Annotated in this window: 22 protein-coding genes and 1 pseudogene; 9 read left to right on the top strand and 14 right to left on the bottom strand. The window is 63.0% G+C overall.

Translation table 11 applies throughout. The features are described 5' to 3' along the window. Window positions 1-105 precede the first annotated feature (105 nt). A complete protein-coding gene (locus F1609_RS05855; protein ID WP_167075536.1) occupies window positions 106-1,035 on the bottom strand; it encodes an NAD-dependent epimerase/dehydratase family protein in 930 nt (309 codons plus the stop codon). 104 nt (window positions 1,036-1,139) lie between these two features. On the opposite strand from F1609_RS05855, the gene F1609_RS05860 reads away from it, so the two are divergent. Beyond that, window positions 1,140-2,042, top strand: coding sequence for a LysR substrate-binding domain-containing protein (locus tag F1609_RS05860; protein ID WP_167075537.1), 903 nt, complete (start codon window positions 1,140-1,142; stop codon window positions 2,040-2,042). Window positions 2,043-2,104: 62 nt separating this feature from the next. Here the strand turns inward: F1609_RS05860 and F1609_RS05865 are convergent, their stop codons facing one another. After that, window positions 2,105-3,637 carry a peptide MFS transporter gene (locus tag F1609_RS05865; RefSeq protein ID WP_167075538.1) on the bottom strand — a complete coding sequence of 511 codons (1,533 nt, stop codon included), beginning with the start codon at window positions 3,635-3,637 and terminating at the stop codon, window positions 2,105-2,107. 253 nt (window positions 3,638-3,890) lie between these two features. On the opposite strand from F1609_RS05865, the gene ppnN reads away from it, so the two are divergent. Further along, window positions 3,891-5,261: a nucleotide 5'-monophosphate nucleosidase PpnN gene (gene ppnN, locus F1609_RS05870; RefSeq protein WP_167075539.1), complete on the top strand. Its 1,371-nt coding sequence runs from the start codon at window positions 3,891-3,893 to the stop codon at window positions 5,259-5,261. 50 nt (window positions 5,262-5,311) lie between these two features. On the opposite strand, the gene F1609_RS05875 is transcribed toward ppnN, so the two are convergent. From F1609_RS05875 to sigJ, 3 genes are all read right to left on the bottom strand, one after another. Then, window positions 5,312-7,396, bottom strand: a complete 2,085-nt coding sequence (locus F1609_RS05875; RefSeq protein ID WP_167075540.1) for a TonB-dependent receptor — start codon at window positions 7,394-7,396, stop codon at window positions 5,312-5,314. Between the two features lie 54 nt (window positions 7,397-7,450). Further along, window positions 7,451-7,741: a putative quinol monooxygenase gene (locus F1609_RS05880; protein WP_167075541.1), complete on the bottom strand. Its 291-nt coding sequence runs from the start codon at window positions 7,739-7,741 to the stop codon at window positions 7,451-7,453. A gap of 217 nt (window positions 7,742-7,958) precedes the next feature. Beyond that, window positions 7,959-8,828, bottom strand: coding sequence for an RNA polymerase sigma factor SigJ (sigJ, locus tag F1609_RS05885; protein WP_167075542.1), 870 nt, complete (start codon window positions 8,826-8,828; stop codon window positions 7,959-7,961). A 93-nt stretch (window positions 8,829-8,921) separates the two neighbouring features. Here sigJ and F1609_RS05890 point away from each other — a divergent pair, with 93 nt between their 5' ends. After that, window positions 8,922-9,356 (top strand): carboxymuconolactone decarboxylase family protein, encoded by a 435-nt coding sequence (locus tag F1609_RS05890; RefSeq protein WP_167075543.1) that lies wholly within the window; start codon window positions 8,922-8,924, stop codon window positions 9,354-9,356. Between the two features lie 44 nt (window positions 9,357-9,400). Here F1609_RS05890 and F1609_RS34460 read toward each other — a convergent pair whose 3' ends face one another. The 5 genes from F1609_RS34460 to F1609_RS05915 all read right to left on the bottom strand — a co-directional run bounded on the left by F1609_RS34460 (window position 9,401) and on the right by F1609_RS05915 (window position 14,619). Then, window positions 9,401-10,264, bottom strand: a complete 864-nt coding sequence (locus tag F1609_RS34460) for a PEP-CTERM sorting domain-containing protein (protein WP_229421662.1) — start codon at window positions 10,262-10,264, stop codon at window positions 9,401-9,403. 118 nt (window positions 10,265-10,382) lie between these two features. After that, entirely contained in the window at window positions 10,383-11,255 is an 873-nt protein-coding gene (locus F1609_RS34465; RefSeq protein WP_229421663.1) for a PEP-CTERM sorting domain-containing protein, read from the bottom strand. Between the two features lie 215 nt (window positions 11,256-11,470). Continuing rightward, window positions 11,471-12,841, bottom strand: a complete 1,371-nt coding sequence (locus F1609_RS05905; protein ID WP_167075544.1) for a Dyp-type peroxidase — start codon at window positions 12,839-12,841, stop codon at window positions 11,471-11,473. Window positions 12,842-12,848: 7 nt separating this feature from the next. Then, window positions 12,849-13,457, bottom strand: coding sequence for a hypothetical protein (locus F1609_RS05910; RefSeq protein ID WP_167075545.1), 609 nt, complete (start codon window positions 13,455-13,457; stop codon window positions 12,849-12,851). Between the two features lie 64 nt (window positions 13,458-13,521). After that, window positions 13,522-14,619 carry a catalase family protein gene (locus F1609_RS05915; protein ID WP_167075546.1) on the bottom strand — a complete coding sequence of 366 codons (1,098 nt, stop codon included), beginning with the start codon at window positions 14,617-14,619 and terminating at the stop codon, window positions 13,522-13,524. A gap of 156 nt (window positions 14,620-14,775) precedes the next feature. Between F1609_RS05915 and F1609_RS05920 the strand changes: the two genes are divergently transcribed. The 4 genes and pseudogenes from F1609_RS05920 (at window position 14,776) to F1609_RS05935 (ending at window position 16,565) form a co-directional block, all read left to right on the top strand. Further along, window positions 14,776-14,958, top strand: coding sequence for a hypothetical protein (locus tag F1609_RS05920; RefSeq protein WP_167075547.1), 183 nt, complete (start codon window positions 14,776-14,778; stop codon window positions 14,956-14,958). A 79-nt stretch (window positions 14,959-15,037) separates the two neighbouring features. Continuing rightward, window positions 15,038-15,486, top strand: a pseudogene (locus tag F1609_RS05925) (GNAT family N-acetyltransferase). Window positions 15,487-15,521: 35 nt separating this feature from the next. Continuing rightward, entirely contained in the window at window positions 15,522-15,893 is a 372-nt protein-coding gene (locus tag F1609_RS05930; protein WP_167075548.1) for a hypothetical protein, read from the top strand. 105 nt (window positions 15,894-15,998) lie between these two features. Beyond that, window positions 15,999-16,565 (top strand): hypothetical protein, encoded by a 567-nt coding sequence (locus F1609_RS05935; protein WP_167075549.1) that lies wholly within the window; start codon window positions 15,999-16,001, stop codon window positions 16,563-16,565. A 50-nt stretch (window positions 16,566-16,615) separates the two neighbouring features. Here F1609_RS05935 and lysS read toward each other — a convergent pair whose 3' ends face one another. The 3 genes from lysS to prfB all read right to left on the bottom strand — a co-directional run bounded on the left by lysS (window position 16,616) and on the right by prfB (window position 19,959). Beyond that, window positions 16,616-18,148: a lysine--tRNA ligase gene (gene lysS, locus F1609_RS05940; protein ID WP_167075550.1), complete on the bottom strand. Its 1,533-nt coding sequence runs from the start codon at window positions 18,146-18,148 to the stop codon at window positions 16,616-16,618. A gap of 37 nt (window positions 18,149-18,185) precedes the next feature. Beyond that, window positions 18,186-18,851 (bottom strand): HAD family hydrolase, encoded by a 666-nt coding sequence (locus F1609_RS05945; RefSeq protein WP_167075551.1) that lies wholly within the window; start codon window positions 18,849-18,851, stop codon window positions 18,186-18,188. 3 nt (window positions 18,852-18,854) lie between these two features. Then, a protein-coding gene (gene prfB / locus F1609_RS05950; protein WP_166882357.1) for a peptide chain release factor 2 occupies window positions 18,855-19,959 on the bottom strand; the annotation gives its coding sequence in 2 pieces (ribosomal slippage) (window positions 18,855-19,877 and window positions 19,879-19,959; 1,104 coding nt in all). Between the two features lie 156 nt (window positions 19,960-20,115). Between prfB and F1609_RS05955 the strand changes: the two genes are divergently transcribed. Both F1609_RS05955 and F1609_RS05960 read left to right on the top strand, forming a co-directional pair. Continuing rightward, entirely contained in the window at window positions 20,116-22,116 is a 2,001-nt protein-coding gene (locus F1609_RS05955; protein WP_167075552.1) for a bifunctional 2',3'-cyclic-nucleotide 2'-phosphodiesterase/3'-nucleotidase, read from the top strand. Beyond that, window positions 22,113-22,571, top strand: a complete 459-nt coding sequence (locus F1609_RS05960; protein WP_167075553.1) for a tetratricopeptide repeat protein — start codon at window positions 22,113-22,115, stop codon at window positions 22,569-22,571. The genes F1609_RS05955 and F1609_RS05960 overlap by 4 nt, the downstream gene beginning before the upstream one ends. Here the strand turns inward: F1609_RS05960 and F1609_RS05965 are convergent. Next, a complete protein-coding gene (locus tag F1609_RS05965; RefSeq protein ID WP_167075554.1) occupies window positions 22,547-23,368 on the bottom strand; it encodes a thioredoxin family protein in 822 nt (273 codons plus the stop codon). The two genes, F1609_RS05960 and F1609_RS05965, sit on opposite strands and share 25 nt — an antisense overlap. Window positions 23,369-23,372: the final 4 nt, after the last annotated feature.

A 23,372-nucleotide genomic window follows, 5' to 3' on the forward strand; every position in this document is an offset into this window, starting at 1 on the left:
GGAATTGACTCGGCCGCCGACATGACCATCACCTAAAAGAGAATAAGAATTATTCTCATTATAGGTGGTGAGGCTGCCGGTTGGCAACTGCGTGGCCGCCGCCGTTCACACGAAGGCCAGGTCGTGCTGCAGGATCAGGTGGTCGAGCCAGTCGTCGCTGTGGCCGAAGCGGTAGCCCAGCTGCGCGGCGCGCGCGGTGTTCATCCTGTACTGGGCCGGATAGTCGAAGGGACTGAGCATGCCCGCAGCGACCTGTTGCTTGGCCGGCAGCGCGCGCACCGGTACCTCCAGCAGCATGCCGATGCGCTGGACCAGGTCGAACGCGGACAGGCCGCCGTCGCAGGCCGCGTTGACCGGGCCGGTGAAATCCTGGGCGCCGGCCCACAGCAGGAAGTTGCTGGTGCCCTGGGCGCTCATGAAGGAGCTGGCGGCGGCCGCGTTGGCGTAGCGCAGCGGCGCGTGCTGGCGCACCAGGTCGACGTAGTGGGCCAGGCGCCCGGTAAAGTCTTCGGCGCCGGCCAGCACGTGGCCGATGCGCACCGTGACCAGCGGCAGCGAGCCGTCGCGGTACAGATAGGCTTCGGCCTGCACCTTGCCGGCCACGTAGCTCTCGGTGGCCAGGCGCGTGTCGTGCCACGGATAGCGGGTGTCGATCGGCTGCGCCAGCATGTTGATGTCGGTCTCGGAAAACGGCGCATCCTGCTGCCCGAGCAGCTCGCGGTAGACGTCGATGGTGGAGGCGACGATGTAGCGTTTCACCTTGCCGGCGAAGACCTTGACGGCAATCGCCGCGTCCAGCGGGCTGTAGCACATCTGGTCGTACACGATGTCGTAGCCGGCCGTATTGGCGAAGGCGGCGCGCATGGCGTGCTCGTTGCGGCGGTCGACCTTGATGCGGGTGATGCGCGCGCCGAACGGGTCCGGGGTGTGGCCGCGCGTGGCGATCGTTACCTGGTGACCCGCGTTGAGCAAACGCTGCACCAGCAGCTTGCCGAAGTAGCGGGTGCCGCCTATCACCAATATATTCTTACCCATTGCATTCCCTTGTTGATCTCAGTATATTTTCTGCTTAGTATGGCTATTCAACAACCGAGAAAAATTGAACCAATGAGCAAGAAAATCTTAGCCATGGCGTATGCATGAGGCCGCTGCGCACACTTTCCGGGCTGGTCGACTTCGACTGCGCGGCGCGCTGGGGCAGTTTTAAGCTGGCGGCCCAGGAACTGCACAAGACCCCGGCGGCGATCAGCCAGCAGGTCAAGCAGCTCGAAGAGAACCTGGGCTTTGCCCTGTTCATCCGCCATGCGCGCCATGTGACCCTGACCGCCAAGGGCCAGGAACTGGCGGTGGTGGTGGCGCGCGTGCTGGGCGAACTGCGCGCCAAGGTGGGGGCGCTGCAAGGCGGCGACGAGGAATCGGTGCTGCGCATCTCGACCACCCATTCGTTCGCCATCAAATGGCTGGTGCCGCGCATGCACCGGTTTACCAAGCTGTATCCGGAACTCGATATCCGGCTCGACTCGAACGATGCGCAGGTCAACCTGGAGGACGACAGCAGCGATGTGGCGGTGCGCTACGGGCCGGTGAGCGACGGCGATCCGGCGCTGCTGTTCCGCGAACGCCTGATCGCGGTCTACAGTCCCGACCTGCTCGCGCCCGGCCAGGCCGAACTGACCCTGGCCGACCTGCCCAATTTTCCGCTGCTGTACGAGAATTCGACCGAGTCGTGGTTGCAGCTACTGAACGAGAACAAGGCCTTGAAGGGTAAATACGATTTCTCGCGCGGCTACAGCCACTGGGGCGTGCTGGCGCAGGCGGCGGTGGCGGGGCAGGGGATCGCGCTGGTGACGTTCGGGATCGCCTTTCAGGATATTCTCAAAGGCGCACTGCGCCAGATCAACTGCCGCAGTGCGCCGTTCGGCAGCGGCTACCGCTTCATGGTCAACCGCAGCAAGGAGAACATGCCCAAGGTGCAGCGCTTCCGTGCCTGGCTGGTGGCCGAGATGAACGAGATGCAGCGCGCGCTGGATCAGACGACGTAAACACTGGCACGTAAACGACAACGGCGGCCCGCGGGCCGCCGTTGTTCATGGTGCTACTGCGCTTACTTCACGCCGTGCATCAGCTTCTGGATCAATGGTGCGAGCAGGAACAGCAGCACGCCGCCGATCATCAGCCACATGAAGCCCTGGGTGTAGCCCGACAGCGCCGACGCGATCGACATGCCCGACTCGCCGCTGACATGGCTGGCGAAAATGCCCGACAGGTTGTTGCCGATACCGGTCGAGAGGAACCAGCCGCCCATGCCCAGGCCGACCAGGCGCACCGGCGCGAGCTTGGTGACCATCGACAGGCCGATCGGGGACAGGCACAGCTCACCGATCGACTGCACCCAGTAGACCGCGAACAGGGTCCAGAACGGGATCTTGCCGTAGGTCGGATCGACCAGTTCTTTCAGCGCGTACATCAGCAGGCCGAAGGCGAGGCCGTTGAAGATGATACCCAGGCCGAATTTACGCGGAATCGATGGATTGGCCTTGCCCATGGCGACCCAGACCCACGCGATCAGCGGAGCGCAGGCGATGATGGCCACCGAGTTCACGCTCTGGAACCAGGCGGTCGGGAATTCGCTCATGCCGAATGGGGCGGTGATGAAGGACAGGGCGCCCTTGCGGTCGACGATGCTCTCGGCCAGGAAGGTGAACGAGCTGCCGGCCTGTTCGAAGAACATCCAGAACAGGATGTTGAAGGCGAAGATGATCATCATCGCAAAGGTCTTGTCGCGCGCGACCTTGCCGTCGCGGACGCCTTCGGCGATCAGCATGCCGGCCAGGATCAGGAACAGGATGGTCAGCACGATCTGCAGGTTGCCGGCGCCGGCCTTGAGCAGGAAGAACATGACCGGGATCACCAGCAACGCGCCGGCGACCACCATGATCATGCGTTTCGGGCTGTTGTCTTCCGCCGGTGGCGCGCCGATACCCTTGAGGGTGGCGCGGCCGAAGAAGAACCATACCAGGCTGATGATCATGCCGATACCGGACGCGAAGAACACGACCTTGTAGGCCGGGATGTCGCCGGTGTTGAACACTTTCTGGGCCAGGACCTGGGTAAAGATCGGGGCCAGGAAGGCGCCGGCGTTGATGCCCATGTAGAAAATGGTGAAGCCGGAATCGCGGCGCGGGTCGTTCAGCTTATAGAGCTTGCCGACCATGGTCGAGATGTTCGGTTTGAACAGGCCGTTACCGACGATGATGGTGGCAAGACCGAGCTTGAACACATCTTCGTTCGGCACCGTAATGGCGAACAGGCCGGCGGCCATGAAGGCGGCGCCGATCAGGATCGAGCGCTGGTAGCCGATGACTTTATCGGCCACATAACCGCCGAAGACCGCGCCGGCGTACACCAGCGCGAGGTAGGAACCGTACGTCAGGTTGGCGGATTGCTGGCCGCTGGCGTCGCCGCCGTAGAACTGCGTGACTATATATAGCACCAGTGCCCAGCGAATGCCGTAGAACGCAAATCGTTCCCAAAATTCGGTCATGAACAACATCCAGAGCGGACTTGGATGACCCAAGATCTGCTTGAATTCCGGGATAGCGACTTCCTGGTGGGGTGTGTTAGCGGCACCGCTCATGCGGTTTCTCCTGAATATGGTTATGGTTTATAAATTCATATGGGCAGCCGCGGCTCGTGACCCCGGTTTTCCAATAGGGTCGCATTTTAATGTAAATCTTCTATGCTCAGCGAATTTTTGCCGGATGTGCTAATTACGACATCAAAGGAGGCCGCGCAAGCCCAACGGCAGTTGTGTCCCCCAAGAGCGGCGAGTTGTCGTATATTGGCATTGCAGGCTTGTTTGTTACACCGATTCGAAAAGGATTTGTACTATGGAACATGACGTTGTCGATACCCTGATTTCGCCGGAAGGCCAGCTCGAAGTGCTGTCGAAAGCCGAAGTCGTCAAACTGCTCGACACCAGCCAGGGTGGCCTGTATCAAATCTTCCGCAACTGCGCGCTCGCAGTCCTGAACTGCGGCAGCACCATCGACGATGGAAAAGAACTACTGGAACGCTATAAATCGTTTGAAATCAGCATCGTACAGCGCGAGCGCGGCATCAAGCTGGAGATCAAGGGCGCCCCGGCGATCGCTTTCGTCGACGGCAAAATGATCAAGGGGATTCACGAACACCTGTTCGCGGTGCTGCGTGATATCGTTTTCATCAGCAGTGAAGTGACCGATAATCCCAAGTTCGACATGTCGCGCACGGAAGGCATCACCGATTCGGTGTTTCACATCCTGCGCAACGCCAATGTGCTGCAGCCGCAGCGCAATCCGAACCTGGTGGTGTGCTGGGGCGGGCACTCGATCAACCGGATCGAATACAACTACTCCAAGGAAGTCGGCTACCAGATGGGATTGCGCGACCTCGACATCTGCACCGGCTGCGGCCCGGGCGCGATGAAAGGGCCGATGAAGGGTGCCACCATCGGGCACGCCAAGCAGCGCCTGGCGGGCGGGCGCTACTTGGGCATTTCGGAGCCGGGCATTATCGCGGCCGAGTCGCCCAACCCGATCGTCAACGACCTGGTGATCATGCCGGACATCGAAAAGCGCCTCGAAGCGTTCGTGCGCACCGGGCACGGGATCATTGTGTTCCCGGGCGGCGCCGGTACCGCCGAAGAGATCCTGTACATCCTCGGCATCCTGCTCCATCCGGATAACGCCGACATGCCGTATCCGCTCATTTTCACGGGTCCCGAAACGGCGCGCGACTACTTCATCCAGATTAACCAGTTCATCGCCGATACCCTGGGCGAGGAAGCGCAGAAGCGCTACAAGATCATCATCGACGACCCGGAAATGGTGGCCAAGGAGATGCAGCTGGGCATCCGCCAGGTACGCGAATTCCGCAAATCGCGCAGCGATGCCTATTATTTCAACTGGCTGCTCAAGATCGACGAGGAATTCCAGCGTCCGTTCCGGCCGACCCACGAGAACATGCGCAACCTGACCCTGCACAAGAACCAGGAAAAGCACCTGCTGGCGGCCAACCTGCGGCGCGCGTTTTCAGGTGTGGTGGCGGGCAACGTCAAGGACGAGGGCATTCGGGCGATCGAAAAATTCGGCCACTTCGAAATCCATGGCGACGCCGCCATCATGGGGCCGATGGATGCGCTGCTGGCGTCCTTTGTCGCGCAAAGCCGGATGAAGTTGCCGGGCAAGGCGTACACCCCGTGCTATCGGGTCATTACCTAAGGCCCCATGGTGCGCGCCGCCCGGCGCGCACCGATTCCGGATCGCCCACGTCACTCGAGCTTTTTCACGAAGCCCACGTAGATGCGGCGCGCCACGAAATGGTCGAATCCGGCCTGGCGGAAGGTGCTCGCGTCGGTGCGGTAGGTGCGCTTGCTGCCGTCGAAGATATCGCTGGCGTTGACGGTGAAGGTGAGCGTCTTGCTCAACTGGCGCTTCCAGCTCAGGTTCACATTGCTGGTCGATCCATGGCGCCCGAGCGGTGTGATGGATCCCGACTGGACGTGCGCGTCGAGCGAGAGCTTGTCCGCAGCGGCGCTGTAGTCCGCCCGCATGTTCATGTAGAGCGCCACATCCGCCTGGCGCACCTGGCCGTACAGATCGGGCGTCGACAGCACCACCCGGTACGCACCGCCGTCGACGCCAAAGCGCAGCGCCGCATCAAGCGTCCAGTCGAGCGAGGCGGTCACGCCAAGCGAGCGCGCCTGTCCGCCATTCTGTTTTGAGGTCACCAGCACCTTGTCGGCAAAACTGCGCGCATCGGCCACGGTGTCGCCGCTGGTGCGGTAAAAAGCGGTGGCGCTGGCGCTCACTTTCGCACGTTCCGTGTTGGCGCCGATTTCCCATGAATTCAGGCGCTGCGGTTTGAGGCCGGGATTGCCGCGACTGAGGTTTTGCGCATCGACGTAGGTGATGAAGGGATTGAGATCACGCGGATCGGGTCTCTGCAGGCTGCGCCGATAGCTCAGCGTGTAATCGGTTTTGTCGCTGGCGGCATATTTCAGGTGAAGACTGGGATTAAACGCCTGCCAATGGCTGCGTTGCATGCGCCCCTGCGCCGGGCTGACCCGAAGCGCCATGCGTTCAAGCCGTCCGCCGAGCAGTGCTTCCCACTGGCCATGGTTGATCTGGTTGGTGAGATAGATGGCGCTCAGCGCCGTCGCCACGTCATAGCCGTTGGTGGTGGCGGGATCGGGCGTCTCGAGGCCGGTGGAACGATCGACAAACGCCTGGTAGTTATCGAGTTGGTTAACCTCGTCCTGGAGATCGATGCCCATGCCCCACTGGCCGTCAGCGGACGCGCGGGTCCAGTCGAGCGTAGCCTGGTTGAGGTGGCGCGCCGACCTGGTGGCGCCGCGGCTGTAGCCGGTGGCGCGCAGCGGTGCGACGAAGACGTCGCTGTACGACTTGTCGATCAGTCCTGTCGTCGTGCTGCGTCCGAGCGTGGCCTTGAGCGCGTTGCCGCTGTCCTGATGGCTGTAAGCGAGGCTGGCGCTGTTGTCGGCCTGTTCGTTGGGACCGTAGGAGATGCGATGAAAGATCGCCTGGCCGCCAGCGTCGCGCGTCACATTGAGCGTGTCGAGCAGCGGGAGCGAGCCGCGCTCGTTGTATTTCGCCGAGAGAGTGAGGCTGTCGCTGTCGCCGAGGGCGTAATCGAGCTCCACGCCCGCGCTTTGTACTTTGCGGCGCACGAATATCTCCGACGTTTGCAGGGTCGATCCGGTTTCGCCGCCGAGGGGATTATGCCACTCGACTGCCGACTGGCGAAATTTTTGCGTGCCGTCGCGGCGGTAGGCCAGGTTGCCATGCACGCTCAGGTCTTTTCGGGTGATGTCGCCGGACGCGCCGGCATTCCACAGGCCGTGGTCGGCGGCGCTGGCGCGCATCTGCGCATGCGCGCCAGCCTTGCGGTTGCGCTTCAAGACGATGTTGACGATCGCGCCGCCATTGGCGTTGTAGGCGGCCGAGGGATTGGTGATCACTTCGATGCTGGCGATGTCGGTGCCGCTCATGGTCTGCAGCGCCACCGCCCGCTCGTCGCCCGCCATCATCGCCGTCGGCTTGCCATTGACCAGGACCGTGACCTGGGTATTGCCCTTGACCGCAATCTGCCCGTCGCCCGTGACCGATACCTCGGGGGTCGACTGCAAAACGTCCTGGGCGCTACCGTTTGCCGCCCGCGCCATGTTCGAGACGTCATACACGGTCTTGTCCAGCTTTTTGACGACCGCTTCCTTTTTGCCGCTGACGGTCACCACGGCCGGGTCGCCGGCGCGCACCGTCATCGGCAACGCCAGGCTCCCGAACAGGATGATGGAAAGCGTGGCACACGCTTGGCGGCGTTGATTGAAATGCATGCCTGCATTTTAACGTTTCTGTCGCGGCAACGGGGGCAGTTTGCTAAAGAATGCTCAGAGCTGGCAGGCGTAGCGGCCCGCCGGTGGCTCTCGCAGGCACGCGGCAATCGCGTCCCAGCCACCGGAGGCGGTCAGGTTGGCGATATGCGCCTGGTGCGCCTGCTCGCTGTCCCATTGCTCGACCAGCGTAAACACGGCCGGATCGTCGCTGGCGCAAAAGACGCTCACGCCGCGACAGCCGGCGACGGCTGGCAGCCCGCGCTTGACGGTGCCGCGCATCGAGCGAAAGTCGGATGCCGCTTCGGGCCGGGTGGTGAAGGTGATGATGAAGGTGGTGCCTGTCATGGGTGCGTCGCTTTGCATGTGGTTGCGGCCGCGAATCGGCCGTACCCACACGAGCCTCGACCACGGTGCCGTCGCAGCGCGTTTCGGCGCTGAGCACGAGGCAGCTCATGTCGTCGTAGACCAGGGTGGCCGCGCCGAGGACGGCACGCTGCGGCCCTGGAGAACGACCACGATGCCGGGCGCCAGTGTCTGGGTTTTGTCGTAGCGGCGTCGCTGGTCACGAGGCGCGCAGCAGTTTGTCGGGATTGCGCACCAGGTAGATTGCGACGATCCTGCCACCGTCGATATCGAACGACATGGTCGAATCGAGCCTGCCTTCCACAAGACGCAGCAGGCCGGCTTCGCCATTGATGATCGCGTGTTCGAAGGTGGTGGCCGCGCCATACTTGCGCGCCATGCCCTCAAAGAAGCGGGCGATCTTGTCGGCTCCGCGCACCACGTTGATGGTGGCCGAGACCTTGCCGCCGCCGTCGGCGCGAAAGGTCGCATCCCGCGCGAAGAGCTGCGCCAGCTGCGCGCGCTCGCCGCTGTGCGCGGCCGTCACGAAGCGTCCCAACAGCTCCAGGTGGGTAGCGTCGCTGACCGCAAAGCGCGGCTTGTCGGCGCGCACCCGTTCGCGCGCGCGGTGCAGCAGCTGGCGGCAGGCCGCTTCGGTCTTGCCGACGGCACTGGCGATGTCGGCGTAGTCGCAGTCGAATACCTCGTGCAGCAGGAACACCGCGCGTTCTTCGGGGCCGAGGCGCTCGAGCATGAGCATGAAGGCCATCGAGATGTCGCCGGCCAGTTCGAGGCGCGACTCGGGCAGGTCGGCCGCGCGCGTGACGATCGGTTCGGCCAGCCATGGGCCGGGGTAGGCTTCGCGCTCAAGCAGCGCGCTGCGCAGGCGGTCGATGCACAGGCGCGTGACGACGGTGACCAGCCAGGCGTCGCTGCTGACGAGCGTGTCGCGCGTGTCGTTCGCGTTCCAGCGCAGCCAGGCATCCTGCACGGCGTCGTCGGCGTCGGCGCGCGAGCCGAGCATGCGGTAGGCAATGCCGAACAGGCGTGGCCGGACCTGGTGAAACTGGGTGGTGAAGGTGTCGTTCATTCTTTTTTCGGAAGGCTGTCACAAACGGCGCGGCTGGGCCGTCTAATGATTGTAAGGCCAAGCAATCAACTTCAACAATCAAGGAATCAAAACATGGAACGTATCAATTTTATGACCGCCTCGCCGAAAGCCGTGAAAGCCTGGACGGCGCTGGAGCAGTATATCGCCACGTCGAGCATCGACAAGCCGCTGGCCGAACTGGTACGCCTGCGCAGTTCGCAGATCAACGGCTGTGCGTTTTGTGTGGACATGCACGCGACCGATGCGGCCAAGGGCGGGGAAACCGCGCGGCGCCTGCATGCGGTGTCTGTATGGCGCGAGACGCCGTTCTTCACCGCGCGCGAGCGGGCCGCGCTGGCCTGGACCGAGACCATGACGCGCCTGGCGCAGCAGCCGGAGACAGACGAGAGTTACGCGGCACTGGCGCAGGCGTTCAGCGCGGAAGAGATGGTCGATTTGACCTTGCTCATTTCGACCATCAACGGGTGGAACCGGCTGGCGGTGGGGTTTGCAAAGATGCCTGAATAGGGTGCTTGCGCCGGTCGTCGCGCGGCGCCAAGGGCCCCATGCCGCTAAGCGTTGGCGGCCCGCTTGCGGCGCGCCGCACCTGCCACCAGCGCCAGGCCACCGATCAGCATCCCATAGGTCGATGGCTCCGGCACCGGACTGGCCGATGGCGCCGTATCGCGCGATGCGGCTTTGGCGAACATGCTGATCGACAGCTTCATGTTCACCGCACTCGACTCCGTGTTCTGGAACATGATCGACAAGCGCTGGCTTGCCGACTGCGAGAACGGCAGGTTCGGGTCACTGCTCCACCTCGGCGCTGTCAAGTTGAACGTCGCGCTCGCATCGGGATACCAGTCGGGCAGGAAACCGGCGAAGCTCATGGTGGCCCCGACACTGGCATCTTCATTGAGGCGATTGGTACGTGGCAGCGAGGTCGCCACGCTGCCACTGGCGTCGGCGAAGAAGCTGATCTGCGTGCCGGGCGAGAGGACGAATTCTTCGATCAGCACGGAGCTCGACGCGAACGCCGAGCGCTCGTAGCCGGCACTGCCCGTGGTTGACGCGGCGGTGTCGAAGTTCAGGCTCTGGAAATTGCCTCCGCTGATGGTCGAGGTCACGGCACCCTGGCGGACCGACAGGCTGGCATCGAGCGGGCGGCTGTACAGCGCGCCGCTTTTGTCGTCGCTGATGTCGCGCGTGGTGCGTGCTCCGCTCTGGTTGATGTCGGCCCGCGCCACCGAGCTAAGCGGGTTTGGATAGCGCGGCTTGACAATGGAGAGCGATGGCGCGATGCCGTCGTTTGGCAGCAAATCGACCAGCGTGTACGAAAAATTGGTGAAGGTGCCGCTTGCACTGACTTGCGCGCTGGCGCACAGCGGAGCGGCGAGCGTGGCGGCCACTACCAGCGTGGTAAACATTGTCTTCATGATCAGTCCTGGATGAAAAATGAGCGTGTTTTAAACGGGATGCGGCGCGCCTGCGCGATACCCGCGCAGGCGCATCCATCGGGCCGACCCGCTACGTGCGGCACCGTCCGGCAATCGTTCATTGGTCCTGGACTTTGCGGCGGCGACGGGCCGCACCAGCGACCAGGGTCAGTCCGGCAAGCAGCATGGCCGTGGTGGCCGGCTCAGGTACCGGGCTTGGCGGCACCGGGCTGGCGTCATGCACGTTCACAGTCGAGTTCAAGGAAATGCTTAGCTTCAGATTGGATGAAAACACCGAGTTGTTGCCGAGCGTAAGCGAGACGCGCTCACTGGTCGATGCCGTCGCCGGAGGACTGTTGGGCCATGTGCCGTTCGTTGCGACGACCTCGATGAAATTCGATGTATATCCATTCCACCCGTCTTTCGCATCGGCGTTTAAGGAAAACGACGCGTAGGTTCGTACATATTCCTGAAGTACATTGCCTGCTGGCAGCATGGTCGAGGTGCTGGCGTTCAGATCCGCGAAAAACGACACCTGCGTACCCGGCGAGAGGACGAACTCGGTGATGGTGGAACCGGCGCTCCCATGCGCCGCCCTGCTTGCCGCGGCGATGCTGGTGGTCGATGCCGCAGTATGAAATTGCAAGGAATGGAAATCGGCGCCTGTCACGCTCCCGCTTGCCGTGCCGGCACGCGTGCCGATGTTGACGGCAAGGTCGCGGTTATACGGCGTCGTGGATTGGTTACGGCTGTCGATAAACCATGGCTCGAAGGTGGCATTCTGGCTGGCACTGCCGTAGGCCGCGCTGCCCCCGGCATAACCCGATGGCTGGACGATGGTGAGCGACGGCGCAATGCCATCGTCCGGCAACAAGTCGATCAGGGTGTACGAAAAATTGGTCAGGCTACCCTCGGCGCGAACCTGCGCGTGGGCCAATAGCGGCGACGCCAGCGCGGCGGCCATCACCACGCTTGTAGTGAATTTGTTCATGGATTTGCCTTCGTTGAATTACAAAATTATCAAGATAGGCAATATACCAGTGGCCAGAGGAGGCGGGATAGGATGTTGCTAATTGAGCATAAGTTACACTTTGACATTTGACTTCCGGCCCGGATGCGGCGCGCCCTGCGCCGACTGCCGCACTGGCCCGGCGGGCCGGGGCGGCGAGCGGCCTCGCCGCCCCGGATAAAAGCGTCTGGCGGCGATCAGGCCGGATCGCGCCCTTCGCCAGCCAGCCAGCGCAGCGCCGTCAGGCTTGGCATGAACAGGTATTCCCCGCCACGCACCGTGCAGAAGGTCTGGATGCCGTGGATGCGCTGGCGCACCGGGCGTTTCTGGATGGTGAAGGTGCTGTCCTCGTCCTGCTGGCCGAGGATCGGATCGCGCTCCTTGCCCAGGTCCATGAAGTTACCGTGATCGACCCACTCGGCCTGCATGAACTCCACCGTTTCCGGCGCCTTGGCGCTGATCCCGATGAAGAACAGGCCGCGTTCCTGGCCGTCGTCTTCCAGCAGATCTGGGCGCCACGGCGCACCGAAGGTGGTGCTGCGGCGGATGATGCGGTGGATGTTTACGTCGGTCAGCACCGCCAGCTTGCTGTCGCGCGGGTTCATGCGGCGCATGTGGCAACCGTGCGGCGCCTGCAGGCCGGCCTGGTCGTCCTTGTAGGTGAAGTCGTTGTTGCGCTTCGGGTCCGCGCCGAGCGCCGCATCGTCCTTTTCGGGCGCCAGCGTGAGTGGTGCGCCGCTGCGCCAGCGGCCCACCAGCTTGGCCGCCAGCAGTTCCTGGCCGGCTTCGTCGTCGGCGTTGTCGCGCAAAAAACGGTTGAAGGCGGCGGCGTCGGCCTGGTACTTGCGGATCACCACAAAGGTGCCGTTGCGGCCCAAGGCGTCGGGCTGCGGCATCGCCAGCGGCACGCCCGACTCGCCCGGATAGCCGAGAATCAGTTCGCCCGCCTTGATGGCGTCGCCCTGGCCCGGCAGCAGGTCTTCGATGCCGCCGTCGATGGCCGGGTTGCTGATGTTGTCGCGGTAGCCGAAGGGATTGAGGCTGTCCGGCTGCGCGCCGAAGTCGTGCATGCCGAGCAGGGTGACGCCCTGGACGTTCTCGAATTCCTTTTTGGCCGTGTCGAGCGCGTGCTTCCACGACGCTTCGTCCGGCGCAAAGATCGACACCGTCACGTGCACGTCGCCGCTGCCGTACGGCGCTTCCCAGTTGGCCGGCGCGCTCGCGCCGGTGTCTTGCAGGCGGTCGGCGCGCGCCGCCATGCCGGCGCGGAAGGCGGCCGGAAAACTGGCCAGCGAGTCTTCGGGGATGTCCAGCGCCACCAGGCCGGCGTGGCTCAGGGCTACGGCGATCCAGGCTGTCGTGTTGGTGCGCGCATCGGCGGCGCTGCGCACGTGCGGCGCCAGGCGCGCGAGCAGCGCACGGCCGCCGGCGGCGTCGTCAATTTTCAGCAGCACGTGGGTGCCGTAGTACGGGTCGGGACGCTTGAACAGGATGGTGGCCTGGATGTCGTCCAGTTCCAGCTTTGGCGAGGAATGGACCAGGTTCTTGAGTGTGTCGATGATCGTCATGGGAACCTCAAGCAATCTTGTCCAGGAATTCCTGGAGCGCGTCGTTCTGTTTTTGCAGGCGGCGCGTTTCGACCACCGACAGGTTCGGATTGGCGACGTACCAGCCGTCGGCGGTGATCTGCTTGCCGGCGATGAAGTCCTTGACACCCGGATCGGTGATGCCGGGCCAGCCTTCGACCGACGAAAACAGCAGGTCCATCAGGTCGGGGATCTTGGTCGCGAAGTCTTCGATGTAGGTGTCCCAGTCGCCGTCGTAGGTGGTGGCGAACAGGATCTTGGTATCGTTTTCGAAGAAGACGAAGCGCATGTCGTGCAGGGTCGAGACCTTTTGCGCGCCGTTGAAGTTACCGTTGACCAGTTTGAAGATGCGGCGCAGGCGGTCGGCGCCGCCCGGCTTGAGGTCGGCCATGGCGGTCAGTTCGGAGATCTTGCCGGACTGGCGGCCGATGCGGCCGGCGGAACCGGCGTGGCCTTCGGTGTTGGGGTCCTGCTCGCGCAGCATGTTCTCGAGCGCGAGTTTGAGCAGGTCGGGGGCGTCTCCCAGGACCTCCTGGACTTTGCGCTTGATGTCCGCGAGGTCGGTAGAGGATTTGTTTTGTGGGGTGGTGTCGCTCATGATTGCTCCTTGGGTCTTGATAAGAATGGTGATACTGATTGCTGACTACGGACTACGGGACTGCTTAATCTGGTACCTGGCCGATGTCGTCGATCTCGATGCGCGGCTGCGCATTCATCTCGTGGCGGAACCTGGACGAGGCTTCATAGGCCTTGATGCGGGCGCGCATGATGGAGCCCATCGGGCGGTGCGCTTCGATGCAGTGCCACGGGTTGAACGACAACACGTCGTCCGCGAACACGCGGCGCGCCGGGCTGAACGCCTGCTGCGCCGGAATGGTGAGCTTGGCGACCGGCTGGTAGGGCGAGTCTTCCTGCGGCCACTCGATGGAGGCGTCTTCGACCGGCATTTTGTCGATATCGGTCAGGAGCTGCGCGCGCAGTTCGTACTCGGCGCCCTGGCCGTTGAAGAAGTCGACCACCAGGTTGCGCAGGGCCGAGTCGTCGGCATCGTCGCCAAGCGGCTGGCCGGTGAGGGCGCGCACATTATCGGACAGGGGCGCGGCGCACAGCTTGGCCACGTAATCGCCGTAGCGCACGGCGGCCATGCTGAAGAAGGTCTCGCCCAGGATATGGTTGTTCGGCGCGCCGAGCGTGTCGACCACCGGGTTGTCGATGCCGAGTGCGTGCAGGGCCTTGCTGCCGCCGCGCGCCAGGGCGGCGACGATGCGGCGCACCATGTCAGGGTCGTCCGCGTGTTTTTCGAGCAGCTTCTGGGTCTTGAGGTAGGCGGCGGCGTGGCCGAAGGCGATCACCGGGTGGTTCACCAGCAGCAGGTCCTGGGTTTTGGCGTCCTGGCGGTTGGGCAGGAACTGCGGGCCGTCGACGCCGAGCATCTTGATCGCCATGCCGCGCGGGGACGGCAGCTTGTCGCTGTGGATGTCGCCGGGCGCGGTGGACAGGCGGATCACGACCGGGTAGGTGGCGGGGCGGGCAAACACGCCCTGGGCCAGGTGCGCAGGCAGGTTGCCGTAGACGGTCACGTGGCCGGTCAGCACGCCGTGGCACTTGGCGTGCGCATCGCGCTTGGCGTGGCGGTGTTTGTCGAAGACGCGGGTATTGACGCGCATCATCGAGGCGACGACGCTGTCGATGATCTCGTCCTCGTTTTCCTGCTTTTGTTCCAGGTTGTCGTTGTAAGGGACGAAGGTGCTGGCAGACATGGGGGTTCCTCGCTTGTTTGTAATATTGCAATGGAACCAAGGAGTGTACCGATAAGGTGGGGCGTTCGATAGAATGTTTGCTCGAACGGTGGGGTATGGTGGGTACAGGCGGACTGACGCGGGCAGGCCCGCCGGCAACCTGGTGGGGGAAGCTTCATGCCGGCGTCGGCCAGAGACTGGAGCCGTATCGGAACGCTGATTCTGCAGCAGGGGAACTGGAACGGGCAGCACATTGTCAGTCGCGACTGGATCCATTTCATCTCGACGCCGCAAACCAAGCAGCCGGAAGGCTTGGTTGGCGCTCACTTGTGGCTGGATGCGCCGGTCGACGGCAGCTGAAACACTAGCGCTTTAGCGTCGATGTGCTGGCAAGACTGCCAAGCTGAAGCGAATATGATTTTACGTAGGAAGGCTCTGTATGCAGATTAGTGTCCGCGTGGCCGCGGCGACGGACTTGGCCGTGTTGCAAGAGTTGTTCCTGGCATCGCGTCGCCAGACATATACCTGGATGGCCGGAGATACTTTCCACCTGGCAGACTTGGAACAGCAGACCCGGGGTGAAACCATGCTGGTGGCAGAGGATGCCCGGGGGGCTATCGCCGGCTTCGTGTCGATATGGGATGCGGACCATTTCATCCACCATCTGTATGTCGATCGCGGCCGCCACCGGATGGGGTAGGGCGGGCATTGCTGGCTGCGCTTCCCGGATGGCCGCTGCAGAAATATTCGCTCAAATGCCTGTGCCGCAACCATGGCGCGGCTGCTTTCTATCGCGCCTGCGGCTTTGCGGAGACGGGACGCGGCGTAGGAGAGGATGGCGACTATATCGTCTTTGATTTCGGCAGCGGCGCGGGTCCGGGTTCATGACCGTTCATCTGCGCTTCCGTTTTTAGCAGGCATTGATGTGGGGCAGCTTCGGATTGATCCTGCCGGTGTTGACGTTGCTGCTGGTCCATGAAGTCTTTTCCTTGTTCGAGATCGGCATGTTCGCTGCCTTGTTCAGCCTCCCCACCGTGATCCTGGTGCTGCCATTCGGGGCCCTGGCAGGCCGGCTCGGCGGCATCCGCGCCTATCGCAGGTCTTTGCTGACGAATTGTGCCGGCTGCGGCATCATGCTCCTGGGTGAGCAGAAGCCTTTGCTGTTTATCGCCGCTGGCTCGTGTCGGATCTCGATGCGCGCAGCCGCACTGTTCATTGACCGGATACGGCAGGCCGTCAACGCGGGCGCAGCAAGTCGCCAGGCGAGGCCGGAAGCTCTCGGAGTATCATTGTAGTAAAAGGTCGACCAATACAATGCAGGTCTCACCGGAACCCATCAGGCCAGTTCAGCGATCTATGTACGGAAAGGGGCGATACGCCCGAAACACGAGGAGAATGAATTGACTATATACGCTTTGTTAGCGAAAAAGACGCTGGTACCGCTATTTGCCGGATTTTTACTGTTACAAGGATGTGCGGCCACGAACAATAACAACAACGTGCTGGCCTACTCAAGTCACGACCTGGGCCTGCTTTGTTTCGGCGGAGTCAGTAACGTCAGGCTGACATACGGCGGTGCCCCGCACAAATTGTATGATGATAAAGACGCTGCCGCACCTGAAAAGAAACCTGCGGATGCCACGCGCACGCCGGGTGCCCTATACGGTACATATGACACCTTCGCAGGGCCGATCGACATGCAGTGGCGCTCACGCGACGGCACCGAACTGAGCCACGTCATTGACCTCAACAAGGAAATTACTGGTCGGACTATTCCTTATGCCCATCCTGAGCGTGTCTACGCCAAGAAACCGTTTGTCGGAAAGCCCATTATCATTGTCGAGTTTAATGATCGTACCGTGAATGTCTACCTTCATGCGACATTGCAGGTGATTCCTCTCGACGCGGCCAAGCCAACCCTCGACGATGTAGAATCCCGCACGCTTGTGTATTCCAGGACCTTGTGATGGCAACCCGGGCCGAATAAAAAAGGCGGGCATCGCGCCCGCCTTTTTAATTAGTCTTCGCGGCGCAAGTGCGGGAAGAGGATCACGTCCCGGATGTTCGGCGAATCGGTGATCAGCATGATCAGGCGATCGATGCCGATGCCGCAGCCGCCGGCCGGCGGCATGCCGTATTCGAGCGCGCGGATGTAGTCGGCGTCGTAGAACATGGCCTCGTCATCGCCCGCATCCTTCGCTTCGACCTGCGCCAGGAAGCGCGCGGCCTGGTCTTCGGAGTCGTTCAGTTCCGAGAAACCGTTGGCCAGCTCGCGCCCGACGATGAACAGCTCGAAGCGCTCGGTGATGCCGGCCACCGTGTCCGACGCGCGCGCCAGTGGCGACACTTCGGCCGGGTAGTCGACGATGAAGGTCGGCTCCCACAGCTGCGCTTCGGCGGTTTCTTCGAACAGCGCCAGTTGCAGCGCGCCCAGGCCGGCCGTCGAAAACGGCTTGACGCCGAATTTGAGCAGTTCGGCCTTGATGAATTCCGCATCCTGCAGCTGCTCCGCGGTGTAGTGCGGCGCGTAGGCGTTGATCGCGCCGACGATGGTCATGCGGCGGAACGGCTTGGACAGGTCGAGCGGCTTGCCGCCGTAGGTCAGTTCGGCGGTGCCGTGGGCATCAATGGCGGCCTGGCGGATCACCGCTTCGGTGAAGTCCATGATCCACTGGTAATCGGTGTAGGCCGCGTAGAATTCCATCATCGTGAATTCTGGATTGTGACGCGGCGAGACGCCTTCGTTGCGGAAGTTGCGGTTCACTTCGAACACGCGATCAAAGCCGCCGACCACCAGGCGCTTCAGGTACAGCTCCGGCGCGATGCGCAGGAACATTTCCATGTCGAGCGCATTGTGGTGGGTGACGAACGGCTTGGCGGCGGCGCCACCGGGAATCGCATGCAGCATCGGCGTTTCGACTTCCATGAAGTCGTTCTTTTCCATGAAGCGGCGGATCGACGACATGGCGGCGGTGCGGGCCTTGAAGGTGCGGCGCGCCTGGTCATTGGTGATCAGGTCCACGTAGCGCTGGCGATACTTGGTTTCCTGGTCCGACAGGCCATGGAATTTGTCTGGCAGAGGACGCAGCGACTTGGTGATCAGGCGCAGGCTTGAGACCTTGACCGTCAGTTCGTCGGTCTTGGTCTTGAACAGCGTGCCTTCGATGCCGAGAATGTCGCCCAGGTCGTAGTGGCTCAGCGCTTCCATGGCGGCTTCGCCGGTTTTGTCGAGCGTGACGTAGATCTGGATGCGGCCGTCGGCGCGCGGACCGGACGAATCCTGCAGGGTGGCGAAGACGGCTTTTTTGCCGGCTTCGCGCTTGAGCATCATGCGCCCGGCCAGGACCACGGGCACCTCGGTCGCTTCGAGTTCTTCACGGGTCTTCGATGCGTACTCTTCGACCAGTTGCGCCGCCTTGTGCTGTGGACGGAAATCGTTAGGAAAGGCGATGCCGCCTTCGCGCAGCGTGGCCAGCTTGGCGCGGCGTTCGGCGATCAGTTTGTTTTCATCTGCCGGGGCGGGTGCCTGGTCTTGGGTGTCCGTAGTCATGGTAGGTATCGTTATTAGTGATTGATGCAGGTGTAAATCAGGAGGAAAACAGTTCGTTGATCGTCAGTTCCGAAAAATCGCTGGCGACGTGGATGACGTTGTCGAATTCGGCAAAGGCGTCGGCGGGCAGGGTGGTGGTGAGCACCACGGCGCGCATGCCGGCGCGGCGCGCCGCTTCCACGCCCAGTGGCGCGTCTTCGAACACGATGCAGTGCTCGGGGGCGACGCCGCAGCGCTGGGCCGCCAGCAGGAACACGTCGGGATTGGGCTTGCCGCGTGCAACATCGGCGGCGCCGACCACGGTGTCGAAGTGGCGGCGCAGGTCCAGGCCATCGAGCGTGAAGGTGATGTTGGCGTTGGGCGCGGCGGTGGCCACGGCCAGCGCCACGTTGTGGGCCTTGGCCAGCGCGATCAGTTCGTCGAAGCCGGTCACCGTTTTGCGGTGCGGTTCGTACAGTTCGCGGTAGACCAGTTCCTTTTCGTCGTTCAGGACCCGCACCTCGTCGTCATTGAGGTGTTCGCCCATCTCGGCACGGATGATTTCCTTGCCCTGGCGGCCAGCCGTGGTGCGGAAAAATTCGTCGGCGTCGATGTCCTTGCCGCGCCGCTGGAAAAACGCGATCCAGGACTCGGTGTGAAAGGACATGTTGTCGACGATGGTGCCGTCCATGTCGAAGATGAATGCGCGTCGGGTCGCTGCCATGGCTTATACGCCTTGCTTGAGTGAGGCCGAAATGAAGTCGTCCAGGTCGCCATCGAGAACGCCCTTGGTATTCCCGGTTTCGAAGTTGGTGCGCAAATCCTTGATGCGCGACTGATCGAGCACGTAGGAACGGATCTGATGGCCCCAGCCTACGTCGGTCTTCGAATCTTCGAGCTTTTGCTGTTCGCTCATGCGCTTGCGCAGTTCATGCTCGTACAGCTTCGCCTTGAGCATTTCCATCGCTTCGGCGCGGTTGCGGTGCTGGCTGCGGTCGTTCTGGCACTGGACGACGATGCCGGTCGGGCCGTGCGTCATGCGCACCGCGGAGTCGGTTTTGTTAATGTGCTGGCCACCGGCGCCGGACGCGCGATAGGTATCGACGCGAATGTCGGCCGGGTTGACGTCGATCTCGATCGAGTCATCGACTTCCGGGTACACGAACAGGCTGGTAAACGACGTGTGGCGGCCGTTGGCCGAGTCGAACGGCGACTTGCGTACCAGGCGGTGCACGCCGGTTTCGGTGCGCAGATGGCCGTAGGCGTATTCGCCTTCCACTTTCAGGGTGGCGGTCTTGATGCCGGCCACCTCGCCGTCGGACTGTTCCAGGATGTCGACCTTGAAGCCTTTGCGTTCGCAATAGCGCAGGTACTGGCGCAGCAGCATCGAGGCCCAGTCCTGGGCTTCGGTGCCGCCGGCGCCGGCCTGGATGTCGATGAAGCAGTTGTTGGCGTCCATCGGGTTGCCGAACATGCGGCGGAACTCCATGGCTTCGACCACGGCCTTGATGGCGTCGGTGTCGACGATGACCGCTTCGAGCGTGTCGTCGTCGCCTTCTTCGCGCGCCATGGCAAACAGGTCGTTCGCGTCTTTGAGGTCGGCGTCCGCCTTGATCAGGGTATGGACGACGCCTTCGAGTTCTTTTTTCTCTTTACCGAGCGCCTGGGCGCGTTTCGGATCGTTCCAGACGGTCGGATCTTCTAGTTCTTCGTTGACTTGTTCGAGCTTCTCTGACTTTTTATCGAAGTCAAAGATACCTCCGAAGTTCGGCTTCACGATCCGTCAGGTCGTTGAGCAGGGCGGAGAGGGCGTTAATGCGTTCGGCTTCCATGGCGTTTCCGGTCTTATGAATTGGTTAAATCGAACCTTCGATTATACCCCAGCGCGCCACAATCACGGCCATCGCCGCGTACCCGGCTTGATCGGTGTCGCGCCGCTGCGTATGATGGCGCGAATCTCCCCCCGCCACTCGCCGGAAAGCGCCCCTATGCGTTATCAAATTTGCATTCCCGTTTTGCCCCTGGTGTTCTGCGCCGTCGCCGCTGCCGCCACCCCGCCGAAAGGCGCCACCGCCGTTGTCGGCGTGATGGAAACGACCGACCTGCATTCGAACGTGCTCGGATACGATTACTTCAAGCTCTCGCCCGAGCCTTCGCTGGGCCTGGACCGCACCGCCTCGCTGATCGCGCAGGCGCGCCAGCAGTTCCCGAACAATCTGCTGTTCGATAACGGCGACACCATCCAGGGTACGGCGCTGGCCGACTACCAGGCGCTGGCCAATCCGCTCAAGTGCGAGCAGACGCTGGCCATCTACAAGGTGATGAACAAGCTCGCTTACGACGGGGGCGGGATCGGCAACCACGAATTCAATTACGGCCTCGCGTATCTGAGCCAGGTGACCGGCAACCGCTTCGAGGTCGATGGCGTCGATGCTTCCAGGGCGCGCTGCGCCGGGCCGTCGTTCCCGCAGGTGCTGGCCAACGTCTACAGCCTCAAGACGCGCCAGCCGCTGTTTGCACCGTACCGCATCATCGACAAGCAGATCACGGCGCAAGACGCCGACGGCAAGCCGGTGAGCGTGACGCTCAAGGTCGGCATCATCGGCTTTGCGCCGCCGACCATTCTGTCGTGGGACAAGCGGTGGCTGGAAGGGAAGGTCTACACCGAAGGCCTGCGCGAGACCGCGTCGAAATTCATTCCCGAGATGCGCGCGCAGGGCGCCGACCTGGTGGTGGCCATTTCGCACGGCGGTTTGGACGACAGTACCTACGAGCCGTCGATGGAAAACGGGAACTGGCACCTGTCCAAGGTGCCGGGCATCGACGCCATGTTGATCGGGCACTCGCACCTGCCGTTCCCGAACGCGGCCAGCACCGTCCCGCAATTCAACCTGCCGGGCGTGGACAAGGTCAAGGGCCTGGTCAACGGCGTGCCGACCGTGATGGCCAACCTGTGGGGCAAGCACCTCGGCGTGATCGGCCTGCACCTGTCGTACGACGGCCAGCGCTGGGTGGTCGACGCTAGCCGCACCACGGTGGAAGCGCGCGCCGCGCAGCAGGCCGACAAATCGTTCATCGCGCCCGATCCGGCGATTGCGGCGCTGGTCGCGGCCGAGCACGAGGCGACCATCCGCTACGTCAAGACGCCGGTGGGCGCGACCGACTTTCGCATGTCGAGCTATTTTGCCGATGTGGGTGACGTGAGCGCGATTGCGGTGGTCAACGCAGCGCAGACCGATTATGTGTCCAGATACGTCAAGGCCAACCTGCCGCAGTACGCGGCCTTGCCGGTGCTGTCGATGGCGTCGCCGTTCAAGGGCGGTACCGCTGGCGTGACCGATTACACCGACGTCAAGGCCGGCAGCCTGGCGCTGAACAATGCGGCCGACCTGTACCTGTATCCGAATTCGCTGTACGCGGTCAAGGTCAACGGCGGCGAGCTCAAAGCATGGCTGGAGCACGCGGCCGGGCGCTTCAATACCATCGATCCCGACTTGACCACGCCGCAGGAACTGGTCAACACGGCTTTTCCGACCTATAACTTCGACGCGATGACGTCGAAGGACGTCAGCTACGAGATCGACGTGACCAAGGTACCGGGCCAGCGCATCAAGAACCTGCGTTTCCGCGACAAGGCGGTCAACGCCTCGAACGAGTTTTTGGTGGCGACGAATAACTACCGCGCCAGCGGCGGCGGCGGTTTTCCGGGCCTGGACGGCAGCAAGACCGCCGTGGCGGCGCCGGACGCCAACCGCGATGTGCTGATCGGGTACATCAAGGAGGTCAGGAATCTGACCCGCGCGCAGCATGGCCAGCAGCGCAGCTGGCGCTTTGCCAGGGTGCGCACCGCCGGTCCGGTGGTGTTCCATTCGGCGCCGGGCCTGTTGCCGCTGGCGCAGCAGGCCGGCCTTGCCAACGTGTCGCAAGTGCGCGCCGATGATGGCCTGGGCAAGGGCTTTGCGCTGTACGCGGTCGATCTGTCGAAATGATGCCGGTTTCAACCTCGGTGTTGCTGGCGGCGCTGCTTTGCTGCGGCGTGGCGCACGCGCAGCCGGCGGGCGCGCAGGACCCGCAAGCCGCGTATGACCTGGGCCGCATGGTCCGCAACGGCATTGGCGTTGCGCGCGAGCCGCGGCGCGCGTTCGCGCTGATCGAATCGAGTGCCTTGCGCGGCCATGCGCCGGCCATGTTTACCGCATCGACCATGCTGGCGGCGGGGGAGGGCTGTGCGGCGGACCTGGCGGCTTCGCGGCGCTGGCTGGAAGCGGCTGCTGAACTGCAGCACCCGGAAGCGCTGCAGCAAATGGCCATGTATGTGCAGGAAGGCGCGCTGGGCTACCCACGCGACGCGCAGCGTGCCGCCCAGTTGCTGCGCGAGGCGGCGCACGCGATGACGCACCGCGCGCACGGCCACCAGGATCAAGGCTTGCCCGCTTCCAGATAGGCTGCCAGCGCACCGCAGCTGTGCGCGTCCGGCCCCTTGGTCCGGGTGATGTTCAGGTCTTTCGCCATCCATGCTTCGACATCGCGCATGTCGCGTTGCGTCAGCGCGGTTTCTTCGGCCGCCTGCGCGCGGCTGCTGCGCGACAGTTTCAGCATGGCCGCTTCATTGAGCGCGGCTGCATGCGCCACCGTCCAGGTTTGCAGTGCGTCCTGGTAGGCGACCGCTTTCGGGGGCGTGACCTTGCCGCATGCCGCTACCAGCTCTTTCAGCAAGTCCTTGCGCGTGTACAGGCGCAGCACGTCCTGCTGGGCGGCCGTCAAGGGTGTCCGCGGCGCCGGCGCCGGCGGCTCCGCGCCGGCATCCTGGGTCACATCCTTGCCCGGCGCGGGCGGCAGATTGCGGATTTTCTCGATATTGGCCAGCAGCGCGCCCGCGCTGTCGGGCCGCCCGCCCGCGTGGCGCTGTTCCTTGCCGTCCTTGAACACGACCTGGCGCGGTACGCCGCCGGCGTCCAGACGGGTCCCCAGATTGGGCGGCTGGTGCCAGACCGGCCACTGCACGCGCACGAACACGGTGTCGGGGGCGGTCGATTCGGCCGCTGCCTGGTCGAAGGTCTTGTCGGCGCCGATGCAGTATTTGCAGCCGCGGTCGGGCGAGGTCAATTGCACGACCACGTAGCCGGGCCGCGACAGGAAGGCGTCGACCTCGGTCGGTCTGAGTTCGGTGACCTTGGCGGCAAAGGCCGTCGAGCAGCCCAGTGCGGCGCCGATGGCGACGGCGATGTTCAGTAATTTCATCGGA

The sequence above is a fragment of the Massilia aquatica genome, from assembly GCF_011682045.1.
Taxonomy (GTDB): domain Bacteria; phylum Pseudomonadota; class Gammaproteobacteria; order Burkholderiales; family Burkholderiaceae_D; genus Telluria_A; species Telluria_A aquatica.

Excerpts from the sequence above, each read along its gene's own strand:
- F1609_RS05855 (WP_167075536.1), bottom strand. The coding sequence starts at position 1,035 with ATGGGTAAGAATATATTGGTGATAGGCGGCACCCGCTACTTCGGCAAG.
- F1609_RS05905 (WP_167075544.1), bottom strand. The coding sequence starts at position 12,841 with ATGACGATCATCGACACACTCAAGAACCTGGTCCATTCCTCGCCAAAG.
- F1609_RS05890 (WP_167075543.1), top strand. The coding sequence starts at position 8,922 with ATGGAACGTATCAATTTTATGACCGCCTCGCCGAAAGCCGTGAAAGCC.
- F1609_RS05955 (WP_167075552.1), top strand. The coding sequence starts at position 20,116 with ATGCGTTATCAAATTTGCATTCCCGTTTTGCCCCTGGTGTTCTGCGCC.
- F1609_RS05910 (WP_167075545.1), bottom strand. The coding sequence starts at position 13,457 with ATGAGCGACACCACCCCACAAAACAAATCCTCTACCGACCTCGCGGAC.
- F1609_RS05930 (WP_167075548.1), top strand. The coding sequence starts at position 15,522 with ATGTGGGGCAGCTTCGGATTGATCCTGCCGGTGTTGACGTTGCTGCTG.
- F1609_RS05965 (WP_167075554.1), bottom strand. The coding sequence starts at position 23,368 with ATGAAATTACTGAACATCGCCGTCGCCATCGGCGCCGCACTGGGCTGC.
- ppnN (WP_167075539.1), top strand. The coding sequence starts at position 3,891 with ATGGAACATGACGTTGTCGATACCCTGATTTCGCCGGAAGGCCAGCTC.
- F1609_RS34460 (WP_229421662.1), bottom strand. The coding sequence starts at position 10,264 with ATGAAGACAATGTTTACCACGCTGGTAGTGGCCGCCACGCTCGCCGCT.
- F1609_RS05960 (WP_167075553.1), top strand. The coding sequence starts at position 22,113 with ATGATGCCGGTTTCAACCTCGGTGTTGCTGGCGGCGCTGCTTTGCTGC.
- F1609_RS05875 (WP_167075540.1), bottom strand. The coding sequence starts at position 7,396 with ATGCATTTCAATCAACGCCGCCAAGCGTGTGCCACGCTTTCCATCATC.
- F1609_RS05865 (WP_167075538.1), bottom strand. The coding sequence starts at position 3,637 with ATGAGCGGTGCCGCTAACACACCCCACCAGGAAGTCGCTATCCCGGAA.
- sigJ (WP_167075542.1), bottom strand. The coding sequence starts at position 8,828 with ATGAACGACACCTTCACCACCCAGTTTCACCAGGTCCGGCCACGCCTG.
- F1609_RS05920 (WP_167075547.1), top strand. The coding sequence starts at position 14,776 with ATGCCGGCGTCGGCCAGAGACTGGAGCCGTATCGGAACGCTGATTCTG.
- F1609_RS05880 (WP_167075541.1), bottom strand. The coding sequence starts at position 7,741 with ATGACAGGCACCACCTTCATCATCACCTTCACCACCCGGCCCGAAGCG.
- F1609_RS05915 (WP_167075546.1), bottom strand. The coding sequence starts at position 14,619 with ATGTCTGCCAGCACCTTCGTCCCTTACAACGACAACCTGGAACAAAAG.
- F1609_RS05945 (WP_167075551.1), bottom strand. The coding sequence starts at position 18,851 with ATGGCAGCGACCCGACGCGCATTCATCTTCGACATGGACGGCACCATC.
- lysS (WP_167075550.1), bottom strand. The coding sequence starts at position 18,148 with ATGACTACGGACACCCAAGACCAGGCACCCGCCCCGGCAGATGAAAAC.
- F1609_RS34465 (WP_229421663.1), bottom strand. The coding sequence starts at position 11,255 with ATGAACAAATTCACTACAAGCGTGGTGATGGCCGCCGCGCTGGCGTCG.
- F1609_RS05860 (WP_167075537.1), top strand. The coding sequence starts at position 1,140 with ATGAGGCCGCTGCGCACACTTTCCGGGCTGGTCGACTTCGACTGCGCG.